This is a genomic window from Bradyrhizobium sp. 23 (assembly GCF_023073295.1).
Lineage (GTDB): Bacteria > Pseudomonadota > Alphaproteobacteria > Rhizobiales > Xanthobacteraceae > Bradyrhizobium > Bradyrhizobium canariense_D.
On the sequence record NZ_JADPJF010000070.1, the window covers coordinates 345,258 to 362,882 of the forward strand.

A 17,625-nucleotide genomic window follows, 5' to 3' on the forward strand; every position below is an offset into this window, starting at 1 on the left:
TCAGGGATTTTTCCGGCAAGCCGCTCGGCGCCGTCGAACTGGTGATGGACAATGCCGACTATGTGGCCTCCGCCGACCGTGCCTGGCTGCTGGCATTCGGCATCGCCGCGCTCGGGCTCGTGCTCGCCGCCATCGTCGGCTATCTCATCGCCCGCAGCATCTCGCGCCCGATCATTTCCATCACCAGCGTGATGCGCGAGCTGGCCGACGGACACCTCGATGTCACCGTCCCCGTCCGCAAGGCGAATGACGAGGTCGGCGCGATGGTCAAGGCTGTCGCGGTGTTCCGCGACAACGCCGTCAACTTCAACCGGCTCCAGGCCGAACAGGCCGACACTAAGGCGCAATCCGAAGCGGAGAAGCGACGCGCGTTCGCCGCGCTCGCCGACAATTTCGAAGCCAGCATCCGCGAGGTCGTCACCACGGTCTCCTCGGCCGCGGTCGAGATGGAGAACACGGCGCGCTCGATGTCTGATATCGTCGAGCGGTCGCGGCAGCAGACCGGCACGGTGTCGTCGGCCTCGGCGCTCGCCTCGGAAAATGTGCAGACGGTCGCTGCCGCCGCGGAAGAGCTGTCGTCGTCCATGACCGAGATCAGCCGGCGCCTTGCGCACGCGACCGCGGTGGTCGGCAAAGCCGCGAGCGACGGACGACGGTCGAACGAGCGCGTGCAAAGTCTGGCCGACGCCGCGCAAAAAATCGGCGACGTCGTCTCCTTCATCAGCGGCATCGCCGAGCAGACCAATCTGCTGGCACTCAACGCGACGATCGAGGCGGCGCGCGCGGGCGAAGCCGGCCGCGGCTTTGCGGTGGTCGCCTCCGAGGTGAAGGCGCTGGCAACCCAGACCGCCAAAGCGACCGAGGAGATCGGCGCCCAGGTCACGGCGGTACAAGGCGAGACCACCGGCGCAGTGGACGGCATCCAGTCGATCTGCGCAACGATCCAGGAGGTCGACGAGATCTCCGCCGCGATCGCCGCCGCCGTCGGCCAGCAGGGCACCGCAACGCAGGAGATCGCCCAGAACGTGCAGCAGGCAGCCGCCCGCACCGGCGAGGTCTCGCAAAACATCGCAGGCGTCACCGCCGGCATCGCCGCGACGGGAACAGCAGCGGAGGAGGTGCTGGGCTCCGCGATCGAGCTGTCAAAGCAATCGCAGCGGCTGCGGGACGAGGTGGACCGCTTCCTCGCGCATATTCGCGCGGCGTAGGCGGGCTACAGGGAGGAGCTGCGGCGCGACGGCGGCAACTCCGAATCTTCGCCAAACCAGATTCGGTGGCTAGGGGTCCTGGCTTTCGCCAGGACGACGTTAGCTCGCGCCACGCAACCGCCTAGCTCTTTCGTCCCACCATCACGTCGATCGCTCCCTTCACGATCGCCTCGAGATCCTTCCGCGACACGCGCGCGCGCGAACGAATGGCAATTGAGTGCACGGTCGCTGAAGCGAGCTGCGCCAGCACGGCGGGATCGGCGCTTTCGGGCAATTCGCCTTTCTCCTTGGCGCGGCGGAAGCAACTCGCAAACGCCTTGTCGAGTTCGTTAAGGCCATCGAGCACCATGGCGCGGATGTCGGGATCGCCGACCGCTTCGGAGGCCGCCGTGACCACGGTGAAGCAGCCGCGCGGGCCGGTTGCGCCGGACAGATAGATGTTCAGCGCGGAGGCGAAGATACGCTCCAGCCGCTGGCGCACGGGCATCTCCTGTCGAAAGATCTCCACCATGGATGCGCGCGCGTCCTCACGGTAGCGCTGATAGCTCTTGATGTAGAGCTCGCGCTTGTCGCCGAAGGCGCCATAGAGGCTCGGGCGATTCATGCCGGTGGCTTCGCTGAGATCGTCGAGCGAGGTCGCGGCGAAACCCTGCGTGCGGAACAGGTCGAGCGCCTTGCCGAGCGCGACCTCGGGTTCGTAGGCGCGCGGACGGCCGCGGCGCTTGGGCTCAGTGGCAGCAGCTGGCGGCTTCGATTTTTGTACCATTTCGCAATTTAATCCTTGACCAACTCCATAATATGCAAGACAGTACAAAAATCAATCTGGCCAGGTTGAGCGCCACTCCAAAAGTCACATCGAAGAATTGCCCAAGGAGGCTCAAGATGGATCTTTATTTCTCGCCGCTCGCCTGTTCGATGGCGAGCCGCGTCGCGCTGTATGAAGCCGGCGCCGAAGCCAATTATCTCGAAGTCGATCCGCCGACCAAGACGGTGCTGAGCGACGGCACCGACTTTCGAACCGTGAACCCGATCGGCCTGGTGCCGACACTGCGGACGGACGACGGCGTGGTGCTGACCGAGAACGCCGCGATCCTGCAATATATCGCCGACCGCTTCCCGCAATCGGGTCTCGGAGCCGCAGCGGGCATCGAGCGCACGCGACTGCATCAATGGCTCTGCTTCATCGGCACCGAGCTGCACAAGGGCCTGTTCATCCCGGTGCTCGACCGCAAGGCGCCGCAGGAGACGAAAGCCTACGCGCTGGAGAAGAACCTGTCGCGGCTGGACTATCTCGACAATTACCTGAAGGGGCGCGACTTCCTGCTCGACCAATTCAGCGTCGCCGACGCCTATCTCGTCACGGTCATCAACTGGACCATGGCGACGCCGCCGATCGAGCTCGCCAAATGGCCGAACGTGAAGGCCTATTACGAACGCCTGCGTCAACGGCCCTCGATCGCCAAGGCGATCGCGGAAGAGTTCGAGCTGTACAAGGCCGAGCAGGCGCGGAAGAAGGCCGCGGCGTAAGCTTTGACGATTGAGGCGCGCCGTCCCGGCTGAGCGGCCGGGACGGCGCAATCTATCCGTACAACACCCTCGGCAGGATCGCGACTATGCCGGGCCAGAGCGTCAGCAGCAGCACGAATCCGACCATGATGAGGAGATAGGGCATCGTGACGCGCGCGATGTAGCCGAGGCCGTCGTCGGTCAGGCCTTGGATCACGAACAGGTTGAAGCCGACCGGCGGCGTGATCTGGGCCATCTCGACCGCGAGCACGAGGAAGATGCCGAACCAGATCTCGTCGAAGCCCGCGCCCTTCACGATCGGCAGCACGATCGGCAGCGTCATCACGATCATCGAGAAGCCATCGAGGAAACAGCCGAGGATCAGATAAAAGATAATCAGCACCACGATCAGCATGAACGGCGATAGCCCCAAGCCCTTCACGAAGGCGGCGACTGCCTGCGGGATGCCGAGGAAGGCCGCGGCGTTGCCGAGGATCGAGGCGCCGAGCACGATCAGCGCGATCATCGAACAGGTCACGACCGAGCCGATCAGCACGTCACGCATCACCTGCTGCGACATCGAGCCCTGCGCCCAGGCGACCAGCGCCGCGCCGAACACGCCGACCGCGGCGGCCTCCGACGGCGTCGCCAGCCCGCCATACATCGAGCCGAGCACGCAGGCGATCAGGAACAGCGCCGGCGCGAGGTCCTTGAGCGCCGCAAACCGTTCGCGCCATGGCACTTGCGAGAGCTTGGCTTCCGCCTCCGGCACCATGCCGGGGTTAAGGGTCGTGTGCAGCATCACCCACCCCATGAAGGTGGCGGCCAGCAGCAGTCCGGGCAGCACCCCGGCCGTGAACAGTTTCAGGATCGAGACGTCGCCGAGCACGCCGTAGATGATCATGATGTTGGATGGCGGGATCAAAAAGCCGAGCGTGCCGGCGCCGGCGAGCGAGCCGATCGCGATGTCGCGGGAATAGCCGCGGCGCAGCAGTTCGTTCAGGGACATGCGGCCGATCACCTGCGTCGTCGCCGCCGACGAGCCGGAGATTGCGGCGAAGATGGTGCAGCCGATCACGTTCACATGCAGAAGACGACCCGGCAAAAGCCCCGCCCAGGGCGCGAGCCCCTGGAACAGAGAACGTGACAGACGGGTGCGAAACAGCAACTCGCCCATCAGGATGAACAGCGGCAGCGCCAGCAGTTCCTGCGTCGTCAAGATGTTCCAGGCGTATTGCGGCAGCAGCTTGTCGAGCGGGATTGAGCGGAACATCGCCAGCAGCAGCGTTGCGGCGAGCGCAAGCGTCAGGCCGATCCATACGCCGCATGCCAGAAGCGCAAACAGGATCCCGAAGAGAGCAATGACTTCGATGGTCATGGTATCCGGTGTCTGCTGGCTGGCGCGTGGGCGATCATTCGACGGGCGAGGCCTTCATGCGGTGGTCCTCCAGCGGCAGGCCGAGCACGGCCTGGATCACGCGCGCCAGGAACTGCAGCGTCAGCAGCAGCATGCCGAAGGTGACGACGGCCTGTGGAAACCACAGCGGGGTGTCGCTCGAGGTCGAGACCTGGCCGCGCACATAGGCGCCGAAGGCGAACTTCGCCATCGACGATGTCAGGAAGGCCATGAAGGCGAAGCCGGCGGCGGCCGACAGGATTTCGATCGCGCGCTGAAACGGAGCGGGGACGTTCTTCAGCAGCAGCACGACACGGATATGGCCGCCGACGCGCAGGGTCATGGCGGCGCCGAAGGTGAAGGACGCCGCCATCAGATAGGAGGAATACTCCCACGCGATCGAGATTGTGGGCGGAAAGAACGGCAGGAAGTTCGAGAGGAAGCGCGTTGCGACCTCGCACAGCATCAGCAGCGTCAGCATCAAGAGGCAGCCGCCACCGATCCAGCCGTCCAGCCGGCCAAGACGGTCGATGCCGTCGAGCAGGATGCGCAGCGGCTCCGGCGCCGCCGCGTTGAGACTATGGGACGACGCAGGCAAAACATCCGCCACTGCAAGTCCTCAGCGCTTCATTTCCGCGAGATAGGCCCGCACCGGCTTGTCGGCCGCCGGCACGCGCTTGACGAAAGCGTCGAGCTGCGGCGCGGTCTTGGCGCGAATGTCCGTGATCATGGCATCCGAGACCGGCACCACCTCCATGCCGCCTTCCTTGAGCCGGTTGAGGCTGTCGACGTCCGCCTTGAGCGAGTTCGCCCAGAAGCCCGGCTCCATCTTCGCGGCAATGCCGGCGACGAGCTGCTGCTGATCGGCACTCAGCGCCTTCCAGGAATCGAGGTTGACGGTGAGCATCTGCGACGACCAGACGTGGTTGGTCGGGTAGATGTATTTCAGGAATTCCCAGAATTTTCCGTCGACGCCCGACACCGACGAGGTGGATACGCCGGAGACCGCGCCCGACGCCAGCGCCGGGATGGTCTCGCCCCACGGAATCATCACCGGCGCCATGCCGACCACGGCCAGCATGTCGACGGCGTTCTTGTCGGGCACGCGGATCTTGATGTTCTTCAAGCCGTCGACATCGGCGACCTTGACCTTGAGATGCAGATATTGCGTCGGCCAGGGCACGATGTAGAGGATCTTCTGGTTGTTGCGCGCGGCGACCTTCTCGTATTCGGGCCGCACGTATTTGTGCAGCACCTTCAATTCGTCCATGGAGCCGCAGAGAAAGGGAATGCTTTCGACGCCCATGAAGGGTTCGTCGCCGACCTGCTGAATATTGAGGACGTCGGCGAGCGGCACCAGACCGTCGCGGACGGCGCGCAGATGCTCGGGGCCCTTGAAGCCGAGCTGTCCACCGGCCTTCACGGTGATCGCGACCGAGCCAGCCGTCTGCTTCTTCACCTCTTCCGCGAAGGCAAACGCGTTCTGGGTGTGGAAATTGCCGTCGGGCCATACCGTCGACATGTCCCAGCTTACCGTCGCCGCTCGCGCGCGGGTCGAGATGTGGCCGGCTGCGAGCAGCGTCGCTGCGCCCGCGGTAAAAGTCCGTCGCGTGATCATTGAGCCCCTCCGTTTGCTACGCGCACGACGCCTGAAGCGTCATCGCGTGTGCCCATAAATTTCAACCGCATTGTCGGCAGACACGAGGCCGCTTTCGATGTCGTCGTTGACGGCTGTCGGCGCGCGCTCCCGGGGATCGCCGATGCCGGCGCCGCCTGGTGTCAGCACCACCAGCCGGTCGTCCGGCGGCACCTGCTGAAAGCCTTTTCCACGCAGCTTCTTGCCGGACTTCAGGCCGACATAGCCGGCCTCGCCGTTCTTGCCGCCATCACGTCCGCGTGGCGGATGATCGATGCGATCGAATGCCGCCAGGATGTCGAACGGCCCATCGACACCGCTGCCGACCTCGATGATCTGGCCGAGGCCCCCGCGGGTTCGCCCTGCCCCGCCGGAATCCGGACGCAGTTCCTTGCGCCAGAAGATCAGCGGCGTCTGCGTCTCGGCGATCTCAACCGGCGTGCCGCGCACGCCGCTGGGATAGGCGGTCGCCGACAGCCCGTCCTTCGCGAAGCGCGCGCCGGTCCCGCCATTGGAGGTCACCGCCATCGAAAATCCGTAATTGCCGCCGGCGCCCGAGCGGGTCTGGCCGCGCACGTTGAGATTCCACAGGCACGAGGTGCCTTCCGCGGGCACGCGCTCGGGAATGATCTGGCGCAGGCAGCCGAACACGACATCGGGCAGCATCTGGCCGATGATGTGGCGCGAGGCGACCGGCGCCGGCTTTGGCGCATTGAGGATCGCGCCTTTGGGAGCCGACACCGTCAGTGGCGAGAGCGAACCGGCATTGTTCGGAATCTGGGAGGCGACGACGCAGCCGAGACCGAACACGGTGTAAGCGATGGTGTAGGACAGAGGCACGTTGATGCCGAACCTGGACGCGGCCGAGGTGCCGTCGAAGTCGACGTGGATGCCTTCGTCCGAGATCGTCAGCACGGCGGCCAGCGTGACCGGCTCATCATAGCCGTCGACCACCATGGTGTTGCGCCAGCTGCCTTTCGGCAGTTTGGCGATCTCGGCCAGCACGGCCTCGCGCGAGCGGTCGCAGATGTAGTCGCCGAGCGCATCGAGCGAGTCGATGCCGAACTCGGTCATCATCTCGACCAGGCGCTCGCAGCCGACGTCGTTGCAGCCGGCGAGCGAATAGGTATCGCCCTCGGTGTCGATCGGCAGCCGCGTGTTGGTGCGGATCATCGCCATCAGCGTCTCGTTGACGACGCCCTGGTCGATCAGCTTCAGCATGGGGATGTAGAGCCCCTCCATGAACACGTCGGTGGCGTCGGGTCCGAAGCCGATGCCGCCGATGTCCATGAGATGGCTGGTGCAGGAAAACAGCGCGACCGGCTTGCCGTCCTTGAAGCAGGGCGTGGTGACGACGAAATCGTTGAGATGGCCGGTGCCCATCCAGGGATCGTTGGTGATGTAGGCGTCGCCCTCCTTCATCGTCTCGATCGGAAAGTGGGCGATGAAGTGCTTGACCGATTCCGCCATCGAGTTGACGTGGCCGGGCGTGCCGGTCACCGCCTGCGCCAGCATCCGTCCCTTGAGGTCGAACACGCCGGCCGAGAGGTCGCCGCATTCGCGCACGATCGGGCTGAAGGCCGTGCGGAGCAGCACCTGCGCCTGCTCCTCGACCACGGCGATCAGCCGGTGCCACATGATCTGAAGGTCGATCAGGCTCGCGCCGCTTGCCTTGCTCATGATCAGGCCGCCTTCCGTTCCATGACGATGCTGCCGGCACCGTCGATATGGGCATCAAAACTGTTGGAGACGAACGTCGAGGTCTCGTCCTCCGCGATCACGGCGGGACCTGCAATCGTCGCGCCTGGCGCCATGTCCTCGCGGCGATAGAGCGGGATCTCGATCACCTCCCCGACCCGGCCATCGAAGAACTTGCGGCTGCCGGTCGCCTTCCCGGCGGGCTTGCGCGTAACGGCCGCGACAATAGGCGGATTGCGCGCCTCGGTCGTCGCAAGCACCGACCAGCTCAAGACCTCGATCGCCGCACCCGGGATCGGCCGCTCGAACATCACCGCATAATCCGCCTCGAACTTCTGACGCAGGCCGGCCAGATCGGCCGTCGCCAGCCGCCGGTTCGGCAGTTCGATCGAGATCTCATGGCCTTGACCGACATAGCGCATGAAGGCCGCGCGGCGCTCGCGGACCGGCGCGCCTGCCGCACCCGTCTCGACCAGCGCACGCGCTTCGGTCACCATCTCCTGGAGCAGATCGGAGACCCCTTCGGTGTCGAAATCGTCGAGCCGCACATGACGGCTGCGCACCAGCTCGTAGGCGATCGGAGCCGCGAGGAAGCCAACGGCCGAGCCGACGCCGGCATTGGAAGGAACGATCACGCGGGAGACACCGATCTTCTCGGCGACGCGCGCCGCATGCAGAGGCGCCGCGCCGCCGAAGGCGATCAGCGTGTGCTGACCGACAATCTCACCGCGCTCGACCGCATGCACGCGCGCCGCGCTCGCCATGTTCTCGCAGACGACCTCGTGCACGGCATAGGCCGCAGTCTCTGCCGACAGACCCAGCGGCTCGCCGACGCTGCGCAGCAGCGCCTGCTTCGAGAGTTCAGGGTCGAGCTTGATCGTGCCACCCGCGAAGTCGTCCGGATCGATCATGCCGAGCGCGACGTCGGCATCCGTCACGGCCGGGCGCAGGCCGCCGCGGCCGTAGCAGGCGGGCCCGGGCTCCGACGAGGCACTCTCAGGACCGACCGTGACGCGCTTCATCGCATCGACATGGGCGATCGAGCCGCCGCCGGCGCCGATCTCGACCATCTCGATCACGGGAATCCGCACCGGCAGACCCGAACCTTTCAGGAAGCGCGCTGCGCGATCGACCTCGAACACGCGCGAGGTCTCGGGCTGGTATTTTTCGATCAGACAGATCTTTGCCGTGGTACCGCCCATATCGAAGGACAGCACCTTGCTCTCGCCGAGACGCGCCGCGATCTGCGCCGCGAAAATGGCGCCGCCGGCAGGACCGGATTCGACGAGGCGCACCGGAAAGCGCCGCGCCGTCTCGATCGAGGTGACACCGCCGCCGGAGGTGACGAGATAGATCGCGCCGCGGTACTGCTCGACCTGCAAGGCGTCGGACATGCGAGCGAGATAACCATCGATTAGCGGCTGCACATAGGCGTTGGCCACTGCAGTCGATGTGCGCTCATATTCGCGGATCTCCGGGCACACCGCGGACGATACGGTCACGGAAATGCCGGGCATCTCCTCACTGATGATCGCGGCCGTGCGGCGCTCGTGCTCGGGATTGGCGTAGGAGTGCAGGAACGCGATTGCGACGCTCTCGACGTTCAGCGCGCGCAATCTTGGCGCGAGCGCGCGCACCGCCGCTTCGTCCAACGGGAGGCGGACGGCGCCATGCGCGTCGATGCGCTCGGGCACGGTGAAGCGCAAAGATCGCGGCGCCAGCGGCTTCGGCTTGTCGATGGAGAGGTCATACTGGTCGTAGCGGCTCTCGGTGCCGATATCGAGCACGTCGCGAAAGCCCTCGGTCGCGATCAACGCCGTCTTGGCGCCGCGACGCTCGATGATGGCGTTGGTCGCGAGCGTCGTGCCGTGAATGAAGACGTCGATGTCGCTGATATAGGCGCGCGCATCAGCGAGAATGAGCCGCATGCCGTCCAGCACCGCCTCTTCCGGCCGCTGCGGCGTCGTCAGCAATTTGCGCGTCTTGCGCACCTCGCCCACGTCCAGCACGATGTCGGTGAACGTGCCACCGATATCGACGGCAAGCCGCACCTCGGCTCCCTCAAGCATTCCAAACTCTCCGTGCTGATCGTCAAGACCGAGGACAAAAGCGCAGCAATTTCCATGCCATGGATGACAGGAACATGCTGCCGTCCAGCTATTCTGCTTGGCACCCATGCAATAGGCAAGGCGTGTTCGCAGGCCGCGCGATCAGAGCAGGAATGCAAGCGCCGCTTCGCAGCGCTCCTCGACCTTCAGCGTGAGGAGATCATCGGCGCGGGTGCGTCCGAGATTGACCGCAGCGATCGGGATTTGCCGTTGCGCGGCCGCCTGCACAAAGCGGAAACCGGAATAGACCATCAGTGACGAGCCGACGATGAGCATGGCGTCCGCCTGCGCCAGATGATCCTGCGCGGTCACGACCACGTCGCGCGGGACGGTCTCGCCGAAGAACACGACGTCGGGCTTGAGGATGCCGCCGCAGGATTCGCAGGCCGGCACCTTGAACGACGAAAAATCCGCATGCTCCAGGTCCGCATCGCCGTCGGGCGCATCGGCCGCGTCGAGCGTCAACCATTCCGCATTGGCGTGGCCGAGCGTCTTCTGGAATTCGCTCCGCGGGGTCTTTTGACCGCAGCCCATGCAGCGGACCAGATCGAGCCGGCCGTGCAGGTCGATCACCTGGCGGTGGCCGGCGGATTGATGCAGCCGGTCGACGTTCTGGGTCAGCAGCATTCCGCAACGCCCGCTCGCCTCGAGCCGGGCGAGCGCGTGATGCGCATCGTTCGGCCTCGCCTGGCCGAACCGCCGCCAGCCGATCAGGCTGCGCGCCCAATAGCGCCGACGCGTATGCTCTTCCGACATGAAAGCCTGGAAGTTCACCGGCTGGGTCCGCTTCCAGTTGCCGTGACTGTCGCGATAATCGGGGATGCCCGAATTGGTGCTGCAGCCAGCGCCGGTCAGCACGAACAGATTTTCGTGCCGTCCGACGAAATCGCGGAGCGGATGATTTGCCATGACGCAGATGTAGTCTGCGCAGGCCGGTTTTGCCAGATGGCGAGGAAGCCCGCTAGCTTGCCCAGTTCTCGCGGAATTCGGGAAACAGCGTCAGACCTCCGCACGCATAGATGGTCTGCCCCGTGATGTAGCTGGCCTCATCCGAGGCGAGGAAGGCGAACACGCCGGCGATCTCCTCCGGCGTGCCGACACGGCCGAGCGGAATGTGGCTGGTGACCACACCGCGCTTTTCCGGATCGCCGGTCCAGGCCGCGTTGATTGGGGTGTCGATCGCGCCTGGACCGACCGCATTGACGCGAATGCCGCGGCCGGCGAATTCGAGTGCCAGCGTGCGTGTCAGATTGGCCATGCCGCCCTTGCTGATGGAATAGGCGAGGTAGCCGGGTTTCGGGATGATCTGGTGGACGCTGGAGCAATTGATGATGCTGCCGCCTGCGCCGCGCGCAACGAAATGCGCGAGCGCCTTCTGGGCGCAGAGCACGGCGCCGTTGAGATTGACGTCGATGATGCGGCGATAGGTGTCGATGTCGAGCGCCTCGCTCGGCGATTCCCGCTGGAAGCCCGCATTGTTGACCAGGCAGTCGAGACGCTTCCAGCGCGCCAGGATCGTCTCGAACATCGCGGCTACGTCCTGCTCGTTGCTGACGTCGGCCCTGACGACGATATGGTCGAGCTTGCCGTGGCCGCGATCGCTCGATGCCGTACGCGCGGACGCGAGCACCTCCTCTGCCTTTTCCGGATGATCGACATAGTTGATGGCGACGGTCGCGCCTTCCTGGGCAAGCCGAATGGCGACGGCGCGGCCGATGCCTTGCGAGGCGCCCGTCACCAGCGCGTATTGGCCGACGAGGCGCGAAGAAAAGGTGGTCGAGCGGTCGATATGTGGCATCGTTCTTCTCCGGGGGACACATCAACATGGAGGGAACCGGCGTTTTGTTCCATCCGTCGGCGCACCGCTGGGATTCACTCCTAGTGGCGAGCCAGTCGCGAAGTCAGGATCTGGTACAGGATGATGGCGCCAAAGGTTGCGGTGCCGATCCCGCCGATCGTGAAGGCGCCGAATTTGAGCGTGAGGTCGCCGGCGCCTGCGGTGAGCGCGACCGCGACGGTGATCAGGTTTGCCGGACTTGAGAAGTCGACCTTGTTCTCGACCCAGATCCGGCCGGCCATTGCGGCGATCAACCCGAACAGCACGATCGAGAGCCCACCGATGACGGGACCCGGGATCGACAGGACCAGCGCGCCGAATTTCGGCGAGAAGCCGAGCACGATCGACACCATCGCCGCGAAGGCAAACAGCAAGGTCGAATAGACCTTCGTCGCCGCCATGACGCCGATGTTTTCGGCATAGGTGGTGACGCCGGTGCCGCCGCCGCAGGCGGCCACCATGGTCGCGAGGCTGTCGGCAAGCAAGGCGCGGCCGAGATAGTCATCGAGGCTCCGGCCCGTCATGGCGCCGACGGCCTTGATGTGACCGAGGTTCTCGGCGACGAGAATGATCGCGACCGGCGCGATCAGGACGATTGCATCGGCCTGGAAGGTCGGCGTGGTAAGACTCAGCAGGCCGATCCACGACGCAGCCGAAACTTGCGTGAAGTCGATCGGCCTGCCGAAGCCGAGGCCGTTCGCGAACAGCAGGTACAAAAGATATCCGCCGATCGCGCCGAGAATGATCGGCAGGCGGCGCCACAGGCCAGGCGCGCCAACGGCAACCACGCCGATGATCAGAACGGTCGCGAGCCCGATTCCTGTGTCGAACGCATTGGCGCTCACTGCCTTGACCGCCACCGGCGCGAGGTTGAGGCCGATCGCGGCGACCACAGCGCCGGTGACGACCGGCGGCAACAGCTTCTCGATCCAGCCAACCCCCGACCACATCACGACCAGCGCGATCAGGCCGTAGAGGACGCCGGCTCCTACGATGCCGCCAAGCGCAACCGACAGGTTCGGGTTCGGCCCGTGCCCGGCATAGCCTGTGGCGGCGATCACGACCGCGATGAACGCGAAGCTCGAGCCGAGGTAGCTCGGCACGCGCCCCGCGACGATGACGAAGAAGATCAGCGTGCCGATGCCGGAAAACAGCACCGCAACATTGGGATCGAACCCCATCAGCAGCGGCGCGATGATCGTCGAGCCCGACATTGCGACGCAATGCTGGAGACCGGAGACGACGGTCTGGCCAAGCGGCAGCCGCTGCTCGGGCATGATCACGCCGGAGGACTTCAGAATCCAACGCGGAAAATAGCCTTGCGCTCGCTCATCGGAGCCCGTTGCAATCGGCATGTTCCCCCCAGTTGCGGTGCAGCGACAGATCTTCGTGCGAACAGATAAAAATGTGATTGTCGCTTCTGCAGCGGCCATCACATGATGCAAATCAAACAAGATCAATACGTCCGGGGCCTATTCTATGACACACATTGCGATCCAGCCAGCCGTCCACCGCCGGCACCAGCCCTGGTACAAGATCCTCTACATTCAGGTGCTGATCGCGATCGCACTCGGGGTGCTCGTCGGCTATTTCTATCCCGATCTCGGCAAGGCCCTGAAGCCGCTCGGCGACGGTTTCATCGCGCTGATCAAGATGATGATCGCGCCGGTGATCTTCTGCACCGTGGTGCACGGCATCTCCTCGATGGGCGACCTCAAGCGCGTCGGTCGGGTCGGGCTGAAGTCGCTGATCTATTTCGAGACGGTCTCGACCGTGGCGCTCGCGGTCGGCCTGCTGGTCGGCGAGGTGCTCCAGCCCGGGCACGGCTTCAACATCGATCCCGCCACGATCGACCCGAAATCGGTGGCGACCTACGTCACCAAGGCCAAGGAAGAAGGCATCGTCGCCCATCTGATGGCGATCATCCCCGACAGCTATCTGGGCGCCATCGCACGCGGCGATCTGTTGCAGGTGCTACTGATCTCGATCCTGTCGGGCTTCGCCATCGCGTTCCTCGGCAAGGCCGGCGAGCCCATTGCGGAGGCGATCGACAAGGCCGCAAAGATGTTCTTCGGCATCATCCGCATCATCGTGCGCGTCGCCCCGATCGGAGCGTTCGGCGCGATGGCGTTCACCGTCGGTGCCTACGGCCTCGGTTCGCTGCTCAACCTCGCGGCCCTGATCGGCACGTTCTATCTCACCAGCATCCTGTTCGTGGTGGTCGTGCTCGGCGCAATCGCGCGGCTCGCCGGCTTCTCGATCTTGCGTTTCATCGCCTACATCAAGGACGAGCTGCTGATCGTGCTCGGCACCTCGTCATCAGAAACGGTGCTGCCGCAGATGATCCAGAAGATGGAGCATCTCGGCGCCTCGCGTTCGGTGGTCGGCCTCGTCATTCCGACCGGTTACAGCTTCAACCTCGACGGCACCAACATCTACATGACGCTGGCAACGCTGTTCCTGGCGCAGGCGACCAATACCCATCTGACCATCTGGCAGGAGCTCGGCATTCTCGGCATCGCCATGATCACCTCGAAGGGCGCCTCTGGCGTGACGGGGGCGGGCTTCATCACGCTGGCGGCGACGCTCTCGATCGTGCCCGACATCCCGATCCAGTCGATTGCGATCCTGGTCGGCATCGACAAGTTCATGAGCGAGTGCCGCGCGCTGACCAATCTGATCGGCAACGGCGTCGCCTGTGTCGTCATCAGCATCTCCGAAGGCGAGCTCGACCGCGATGCGCTGCACGAGACCATGGCCCATCCGCTGGAGATGGGTGAGGCGCTCGAACCGGGCGGCAGCGCCGCCTCCTAGGCCGCGCGCAGGTTGGGCGGCGTCCGGTTCCAACGCGGTAGTTTCCCGGAGTGGTAAATTGGAGCGACGCGAGTCACAACTGCTGCGTTGGGATCACGGATTGATACTCATCTTTTTCCACCCGACGCGCTGGGGGCAGGGCGTCGGGTTTTTGAAAATTGTCGTCGTGCCGAACCGCAAAGCGGGATCAAATGATCCTGCAACCGGCGCGCTGCCTCGGGGCAGCAAGATCGAGCCGTCGGGTAATCCCGATCGCCTGCAAAAACGCCTCATCATGACTGACGACGAGCAGCGCGCCGTCATAGGCCCTCAAGCCCGCTTCGACGGCTTCGATGGATTCGATGTCCAGATGATTGGTCGGCTCGTCGAGGATCAGCAGCGACGGCGGCATCGCTCCGCCCAGCACGCAGGCAAGGCCTGCACGAAACATCTGCCCGCCGCTCAAATGTCCCGCAATCTGCAAGGCGGCATCGGCTCGAAACATGAACCGGGCCAGCGCCGCATGGCATTCATTTGCACCCGCCTTCGGATGGAAGCGCCTGAAGTTATCCAGGATGGAGACCGCGGGATCGAGCAGGCTGGCCTTCTGATCGAACAGCGCAAGATCCGGCCTGACCCGCATGGTGCCGGAGAGCGGACGTAGTTCGCCGGCGACGAGTTTCAGCAGCGTCGTCTTGCCGGAACCGTTGGGTCCGACAATTGCCAGGCGCTCCGGACCAACGATCGCGAGCGATAGATCGCGCAAGACTTCCCGGTCCGGCCGATAGCCGGCGCTGACGCAATCGAGCCAAACCACCTCCCTGCCCGCTGGCAGCCGGGTCGAGGGCAGCTTCACCGACAGCGGCTGAAGAATCTCGATGCGCCGGCGCGCCGTATCAAGGGCCTCAAGCGCATCCGCACGCCGCCGCTCGGCGATCTGCGCGGTCTTGCCGCCGGTGTCTTCGCTACGGTCCTTGCGTGCGCCGGCCAGGATGCGCGGCATGTCGCCCTTGGCGCGCTTCTTCTTGCCCCCGCCGTCCTTGCGCGCTTTCCTCTCCGCGGCCTCCTGCGCTTTCCCGTCGATCTCGGACAGGCGCCTCTGGGCATGCGCGAGGTCGTGCCTGACAGCCGCGAGCGCAACGGCTTTCTGCTCGCAATAACTGCTCCAATTGCCGCCGTATCGCGTAGCTCCGAGCGACCTCAGCTCGACGATCGCATCCATGGTTTCGAGCAGGCTCCGATCGTGGCTGACGACGATCGCCCCACCGCGCCAAGACGCAAGGAAATCGATCACCGCCTTGCGCCCCTCCCGATCGAGATTGTTGGTGGGCTCGTCGAGCAGCAGGAAGTCTGGCTCCGCAAAGATCAGCGCGGCCAGACGAACCCGCGTGACCTGCCCGCCCGACAGGCGGTCGAGCTCGATCTCCGGAGCGACGTCGAACCCGACACGCGCAAGGGCGGACGTAAGCCGTGTTTCGAGGGTCCAATCGACCTCGGAAACCTCCTCGGCCAAGGCATCCCCGCGCTCGGCACGGCGAAGCACATCGAGCGCGGCTCGCGCACCGAACAGGTCGATCACCTTCGCGCCCGCAAGGGGCTGGACGTCCTGGCGCAACAGACCAACGGTTCCGTTGATAGCAACGCGCCCCGATTGAGGAATGTGCTCTCGCGAAATCGACGCAAGCAGCGTCGTCTTCCCGACGCCGTTGCGGCCGACGAGGCCGGTCCGCTCGGCGCCGAACGTCAGATCGATATTGGAAAAAAGAGAGCGGCCGTCAGGCGAGGACAGCGACAGGTTGGACAGGATGATGGAAGCAGGCATGGAATTCCCCGTGAGCAAGGCAGGTCGGCTTTGCGGTCGGGGTCAAATCCATGGATCTCGAATATCCTGTTTGAGGGCTCTCTAACTAATCCCATCGAAGGGCGAGATCAAGGCGAGGCTCTGAGGAACGACGGCGCGCGGAGCGCCGACGTCCGCCGCAGGCCCGCGCGATCAACCCTTGAGCGCGGTGACCACGACCTCGATCAGCGCGCTGCCGCCGAGATCGGCGACGCCGACGGTGGCGCGGGTCGGCAGATTGTCGCCGAAGAACTCGGTCCAGACCGCGTCCATCTCCTTCTTCTTGGAAAGGTCCGTGACGAAGATCGAGGTGCTCACGACGCGCGACTTGTCGGTGCCCGCTTCCTTCAGATAGCCGGCGATCTTGCCGAGGATGTTGCGGGTCTGCTCGCCCATCGACACAGAGGTGTCGTCGGCGATGGTGCCGCCAATGAAGACGAAGCCGTTGGCTTCGACGGCGCGGTGCATGATGGGCGTGCGGATGCTGCGGGTAATGCTCATGATGTCCTCTTTTGCTAGAGCGTGGAGGGGTGGAAACGGTCGATGCCGAGATCGCCGATGCGGGTCTGGGTGCCGCCGTTGACGATCAGCTCCGCCATGACGGCGCCCGCGCCGGGGCCGAGCTGGAAACCGTGCAGCGAAAAACCGAATTGGTGATAGAGGCCCTTGTGCCGGCTGCTCGGTCCAAACACGGGCAGATCGTCCTTGGTCTTGGCCTCGATGCCGGCCCAGGCCCGCATGATCGTCGCGTCGCGCATGACCGGGAACAGCTCGAACACGGTGCGGGCGCTGGTCGCGAGGCTTTTCCAGTCCAACACCGTCTCGTTGCGATCCTGATGGGGCGTAGCCAAATGGCCGCCGCCGATCAGCACCGTGCCGTTCTTGAATTGCTTGAAGGACAGCTTGCGGCCGCGCAGGATCACGACCGGATCGATGAAATGCGGCACGCGCGAGGTGATCATCAACATCGGCGCCACCGTCTCGACCGGAACGGGCTCACCGAGCGCGGCTGCGATGGTCCCGGCCCAGGCGCCGGCGGCATTGACGAGCACCGGCGCGGCAAAGCTCTCGGCGCCGACATCGACATGCCAGAGACCATCGGTGTGCCGGATATTCGTGGCGGCAATGCCCTCGCGCACGGTCGCACCTAGTTGCTCCGCCTTGCGACGGAACGCCGTCGTCGCCTGCGCGGGATTGGCCGCACCGTCGCGGCGCGAGACCACGCCGCCGGGACAGGTCTCGGCCACCGCCGGCACGAGGCGCCGCAGCTCTGCGGCATCGATCAGCTCTTCGTGGGTGAAGCCGAGCGCGTTGAGCTCGGCCACACGTGCGCGGCAGACCGCGAGTTCCTCTTCGTTCTCGGCGACGAGGACCTGGCCATAGCTCTCAAAGCTGCAATCGTCGTCGAGGAGATCGGTGATCTTCTCCCAGATACCCATCGAGCGGATCGAAAGCGGGATTTCGGGGATGTGCCGCGCAAGCTGGCGCACGCCGCCGGCGTTGACACCGGAAGCGTGCCGGCCGGCATAGTCCTTCTCGATCAGCACCGGCTTGAGGCCGGCGAGACACAGATATAGCGCGGTCGAGCACCCGTGGATGCCGC

The 17,625-nt window shown here is 64.8% G+C and carries 15 protein-coding genes; 3 read left to right on the forward strand and 12 right to left on the reverse strand.

Translation table 11 applies throughout. The features are described from left to right. Positions 1 to 1,208: methyl-accepting chemotaxis protein (locus IVB32_RS19570; protein WP_247410951.1), on the forward strand; the 1,208-nt coding region annotated here is incomplete at its 5' end. A 121-nt stretch (positions 1,209 to 1,329) separates the two neighbouring features. Here IVB32_RS19570 and IVB32_RS19575 read toward each other — a convergent pair. Then, positions 1,330 to 1,974, reverse strand: coding sequence for a TetR/AcrR family transcriptional regulator (locus IVB32_RS19575; RefSeq protein WP_018453770.1), 645 nt, complete (start codon positions 1,972 to 1,974; stop codon positions 1,330 to 1,332). Positions 1,975 to 2,090: 116 nt separating this feature from the next. Between IVB32_RS19575 and IVB32_RS19580 the strand changes: the two genes are divergently transcribed. Then, on the forward strand, positions 2,091 to 2,735 hold the full coding sequence (locus tag IVB32_RS19580; protein WP_018453769.1) for a glutathione binding-like protein: 645 nt from the start codon (positions 2,091 to 2,093) through the stop codon (positions 2,733 to 2,735). A gap of 52 nt (positions 2,736 to 2,787) precedes the next feature. On the opposite strand, the gene IVB32_RS19585 is transcribed toward IVB32_RS19580, so the two are convergent. The 8 genes from IVB32_RS19585 to IVB32_RS19620 all read right to left on the reverse strand — a co-directional run bounded on the left by IVB32_RS19585 (position 2,788) and on the right by IVB32_RS19620 (position 12,744). After that, on the reverse strand, positions 2,788 to 4,092 hold the full coding sequence (locus IVB32_RS19585) for a TRAP transporter large permease subunit (protein ID WP_247410953.1): 1,305 nt from the start codon (positions 4,090 to 4,092) through the stop codon (positions 2,788 to 2,790). A gap of 34 nt (positions 4,093 to 4,126) precedes the next feature. After that, positions 4,127 to 4,720: a TRAP transporter small permease gene (locus tag IVB32_RS19590; protein ID WP_018453767.1), complete on the reverse strand. Its 594-nt coding sequence runs from the start codon at positions 4,718 to 4,720 to the stop codon at positions 4,127 to 4,129. 9 nt (positions 4,721 to 4,729) lie between these two features. After that, on the reverse strand, positions 4,730 to 5,728 hold the full coding sequence (locus IVB32_RS19595) for a TRAP transporter substrate-binding protein (protein ID WP_018453766.1): 999 nt from the start codon (positions 5,726 to 5,728) through the stop codon (positions 4,730 to 4,732). Between the two features lie 39 nt (positions 5,729 to 5,767). Further along, positions 5,768 to 7,426: a hydantoinase B/oxoprolinase family protein gene (locus tag IVB32_RS19600; protein WP_018453765.1), complete on the reverse strand. Its 1,659-nt coding sequence runs from the start codon at positions 7,424 to 7,426 to the stop codon at positions 5,768 to 5,770. Positions 7,427 to 7,428: 2 nt separating this feature from the next. Continuing rightward, a complete protein-coding gene (locus IVB32_RS19605) occupies positions 7,429 to 9,513 on the reverse strand; it encodes a hydantoinase/oxoprolinase family protein (protein ID WP_018453764.1) in 2,085 nt (694 codons plus the stop codon). Between the two features lie 141 nt (positions 9,514 to 9,654). Continuing rightward, entirely contained in the window at positions 9,655 to 10,461 is an 807-nt protein-coding gene (locus IVB32_RS19610; protein ID WP_018453763.1) for an NAD-dependent protein deacetylase, read from the reverse strand. A 52-nt stretch (positions 10,462 to 10,513) separates the two neighbouring features. Next, positions 10,514 to 11,350, reverse strand: coding sequence for an SDR family oxidoreductase (locus tag IVB32_RS19615; RefSeq protein ID WP_247294038.1), 837 nt, complete (start codon positions 11,348 to 11,350; stop codon positions 10,514 to 10,516). Between the two features lie 80 nt (positions 11,351 to 11,430). Further along, entirely contained in the window at positions 11,431 to 12,744 is a 1,314-nt protein-coding gene (locus tag IVB32_RS19620) for a solute carrier family 23 protein (protein WP_247410955.1), read from the reverse strand. A gap of 124 nt (positions 12,745 to 12,868) precedes the next feature. Here IVB32_RS19620 and IVB32_RS19625 point away from each other — a divergent pair, with 124 nt between their 5' ends. Further along, positions 12,869 to 14,203 (forward strand): dicarboxylate/amino acid:cation symporter, encoded by a 1,335-nt coding sequence (locus tag IVB32_RS19625; protein WP_018453760.1) that lies wholly within the window; start codon positions 12,869 to 12,871, stop codon positions 14,201 to 14,203. Positions 14,204 to 14,390: 187 nt separating this feature from the next. Here IVB32_RS19625 and IVB32_RS19630 read toward each other — a convergent pair whose 3' ends face one another. From IVB32_RS19630 to IVB32_RS19640, 3 genes are all read right to left on the reverse strand, one after another. After that, on the reverse strand, positions 14,391 to 16,004 hold the full coding sequence (locus IVB32_RS19630; protein ID WP_247294036.1) for an ABC-F family ATP-binding cassette domain-containing protein: 1,614 nt from the start codon (positions 16,002 to 16,004) through the stop codon (positions 14,391 to 14,393). A 171-nt stretch (positions 16,005 to 16,175) separates the two neighbouring features. Then, positions 16,176 to 16,523 carry a RidA family protein gene (locus IVB32_RS19635; RefSeq protein ID WP_007596366.1) on the reverse strand — a complete coding sequence of 116 codons (348 nt, stop codon included), beginning with the start codon at positions 16,521 to 16,523 and terminating at the stop codon, positions 16,176 to 16,178. A gap of 14 nt (positions 16,524 to 16,537) precedes the next feature. Further along, positions 16,538 to 17,625, reverse strand: a 1,088-nt coding sequence (locus IVB32_RS19640) for an FAD-dependent oxidoreductase (RefSeq protein ID WP_247410957.1), incomplete at its 5' end; no start/stop codon positions are given.

Bases quoted from the DNA above. Each gene is read 5' to 3' on its own strand.
- IVB32_RS19620 (WP_247410955.1), bottom strand. From the start codon at position 12,744: ATGCCGATTGCAACGGGCTCCGATGAGCGAGCGCAAGGCTATTTTCCG.
- IVB32_RS19630 (WP_247294036.1), bottom strand. From the start codon at position 16,004: ATGCCTGCTTCCATCATCCTGTCCAACCTGTCGCTGTCCTCGCCTGAC.
- IVB32_RS19580 (WP_018453769.1), top strand. From the start codon at position 2,091: ATGGATCTTTATTTCTCGCCGCTCGCCTGTTCGATGGCGAGCCGCGTC.
- IVB32_RS19575 (WP_018453770.1), bottom strand. From the start codon at position 1,974: ATGGTACAAAAATCGAAGCCGCCAGCTGCTGCCACTGAGCCCAAGCGC.
- IVB32_RS19615 (WP_247294038.1), bottom strand. From the start codon at position 11,350: ATGCCACATATCGACCGCTCGACCACCTTTTCTTCGCGCCTCGTCGGC.
- IVB32_RS19610 (WP_018453763.1), bottom strand. From the start codon at position 10,461: ATGGCAAATCATCCGCTCCGCGATTTCGTCGGACGGCACGAAAATCTG.
- IVB32_RS19585 (WP_247410953.1), bottom strand. From the start codon at position 4,092: ATGACCATCGAAGTCATTGCTCTCTTCGGGATCCTGTTTGCGCTTCTG.
- IVB32_RS19600 (WP_018453765.1), bottom strand. From the start codon at position 7,426: ATGAGCAAGGCAAGCGGCGCGAGCCTGATCGACCTTCAGATCATGTGG.
- IVB32_RS19625 (WP_018453760.1), top strand. From the start codon at position 12,869: ATGACACACATTGCGATCCAGCCAGCCGTCCACCGCCGGCACCAGCCC.
- IVB32_RS19595 (WP_018453766.1), bottom strand. From the start codon at position 5,728: ATGATCACGCGACGGACTTTTACCGCGGGCGCAGCGACGCTGCTCGCA.
- IVB32_RS19635 (WP_007596366.1), bottom strand. From the start codon at position 16,523: ATGAGCATTACCCGCAGCATCCGCACGCCCATCATGCACCGCGCCGTC.
- IVB32_RS19605 (WP_018453764.1), bottom strand. From the start codon at position 9,513: ATGCTTGAGGGAGCCGAGGTGCGGCTTGCCGTCGATATCGGTGGCACG.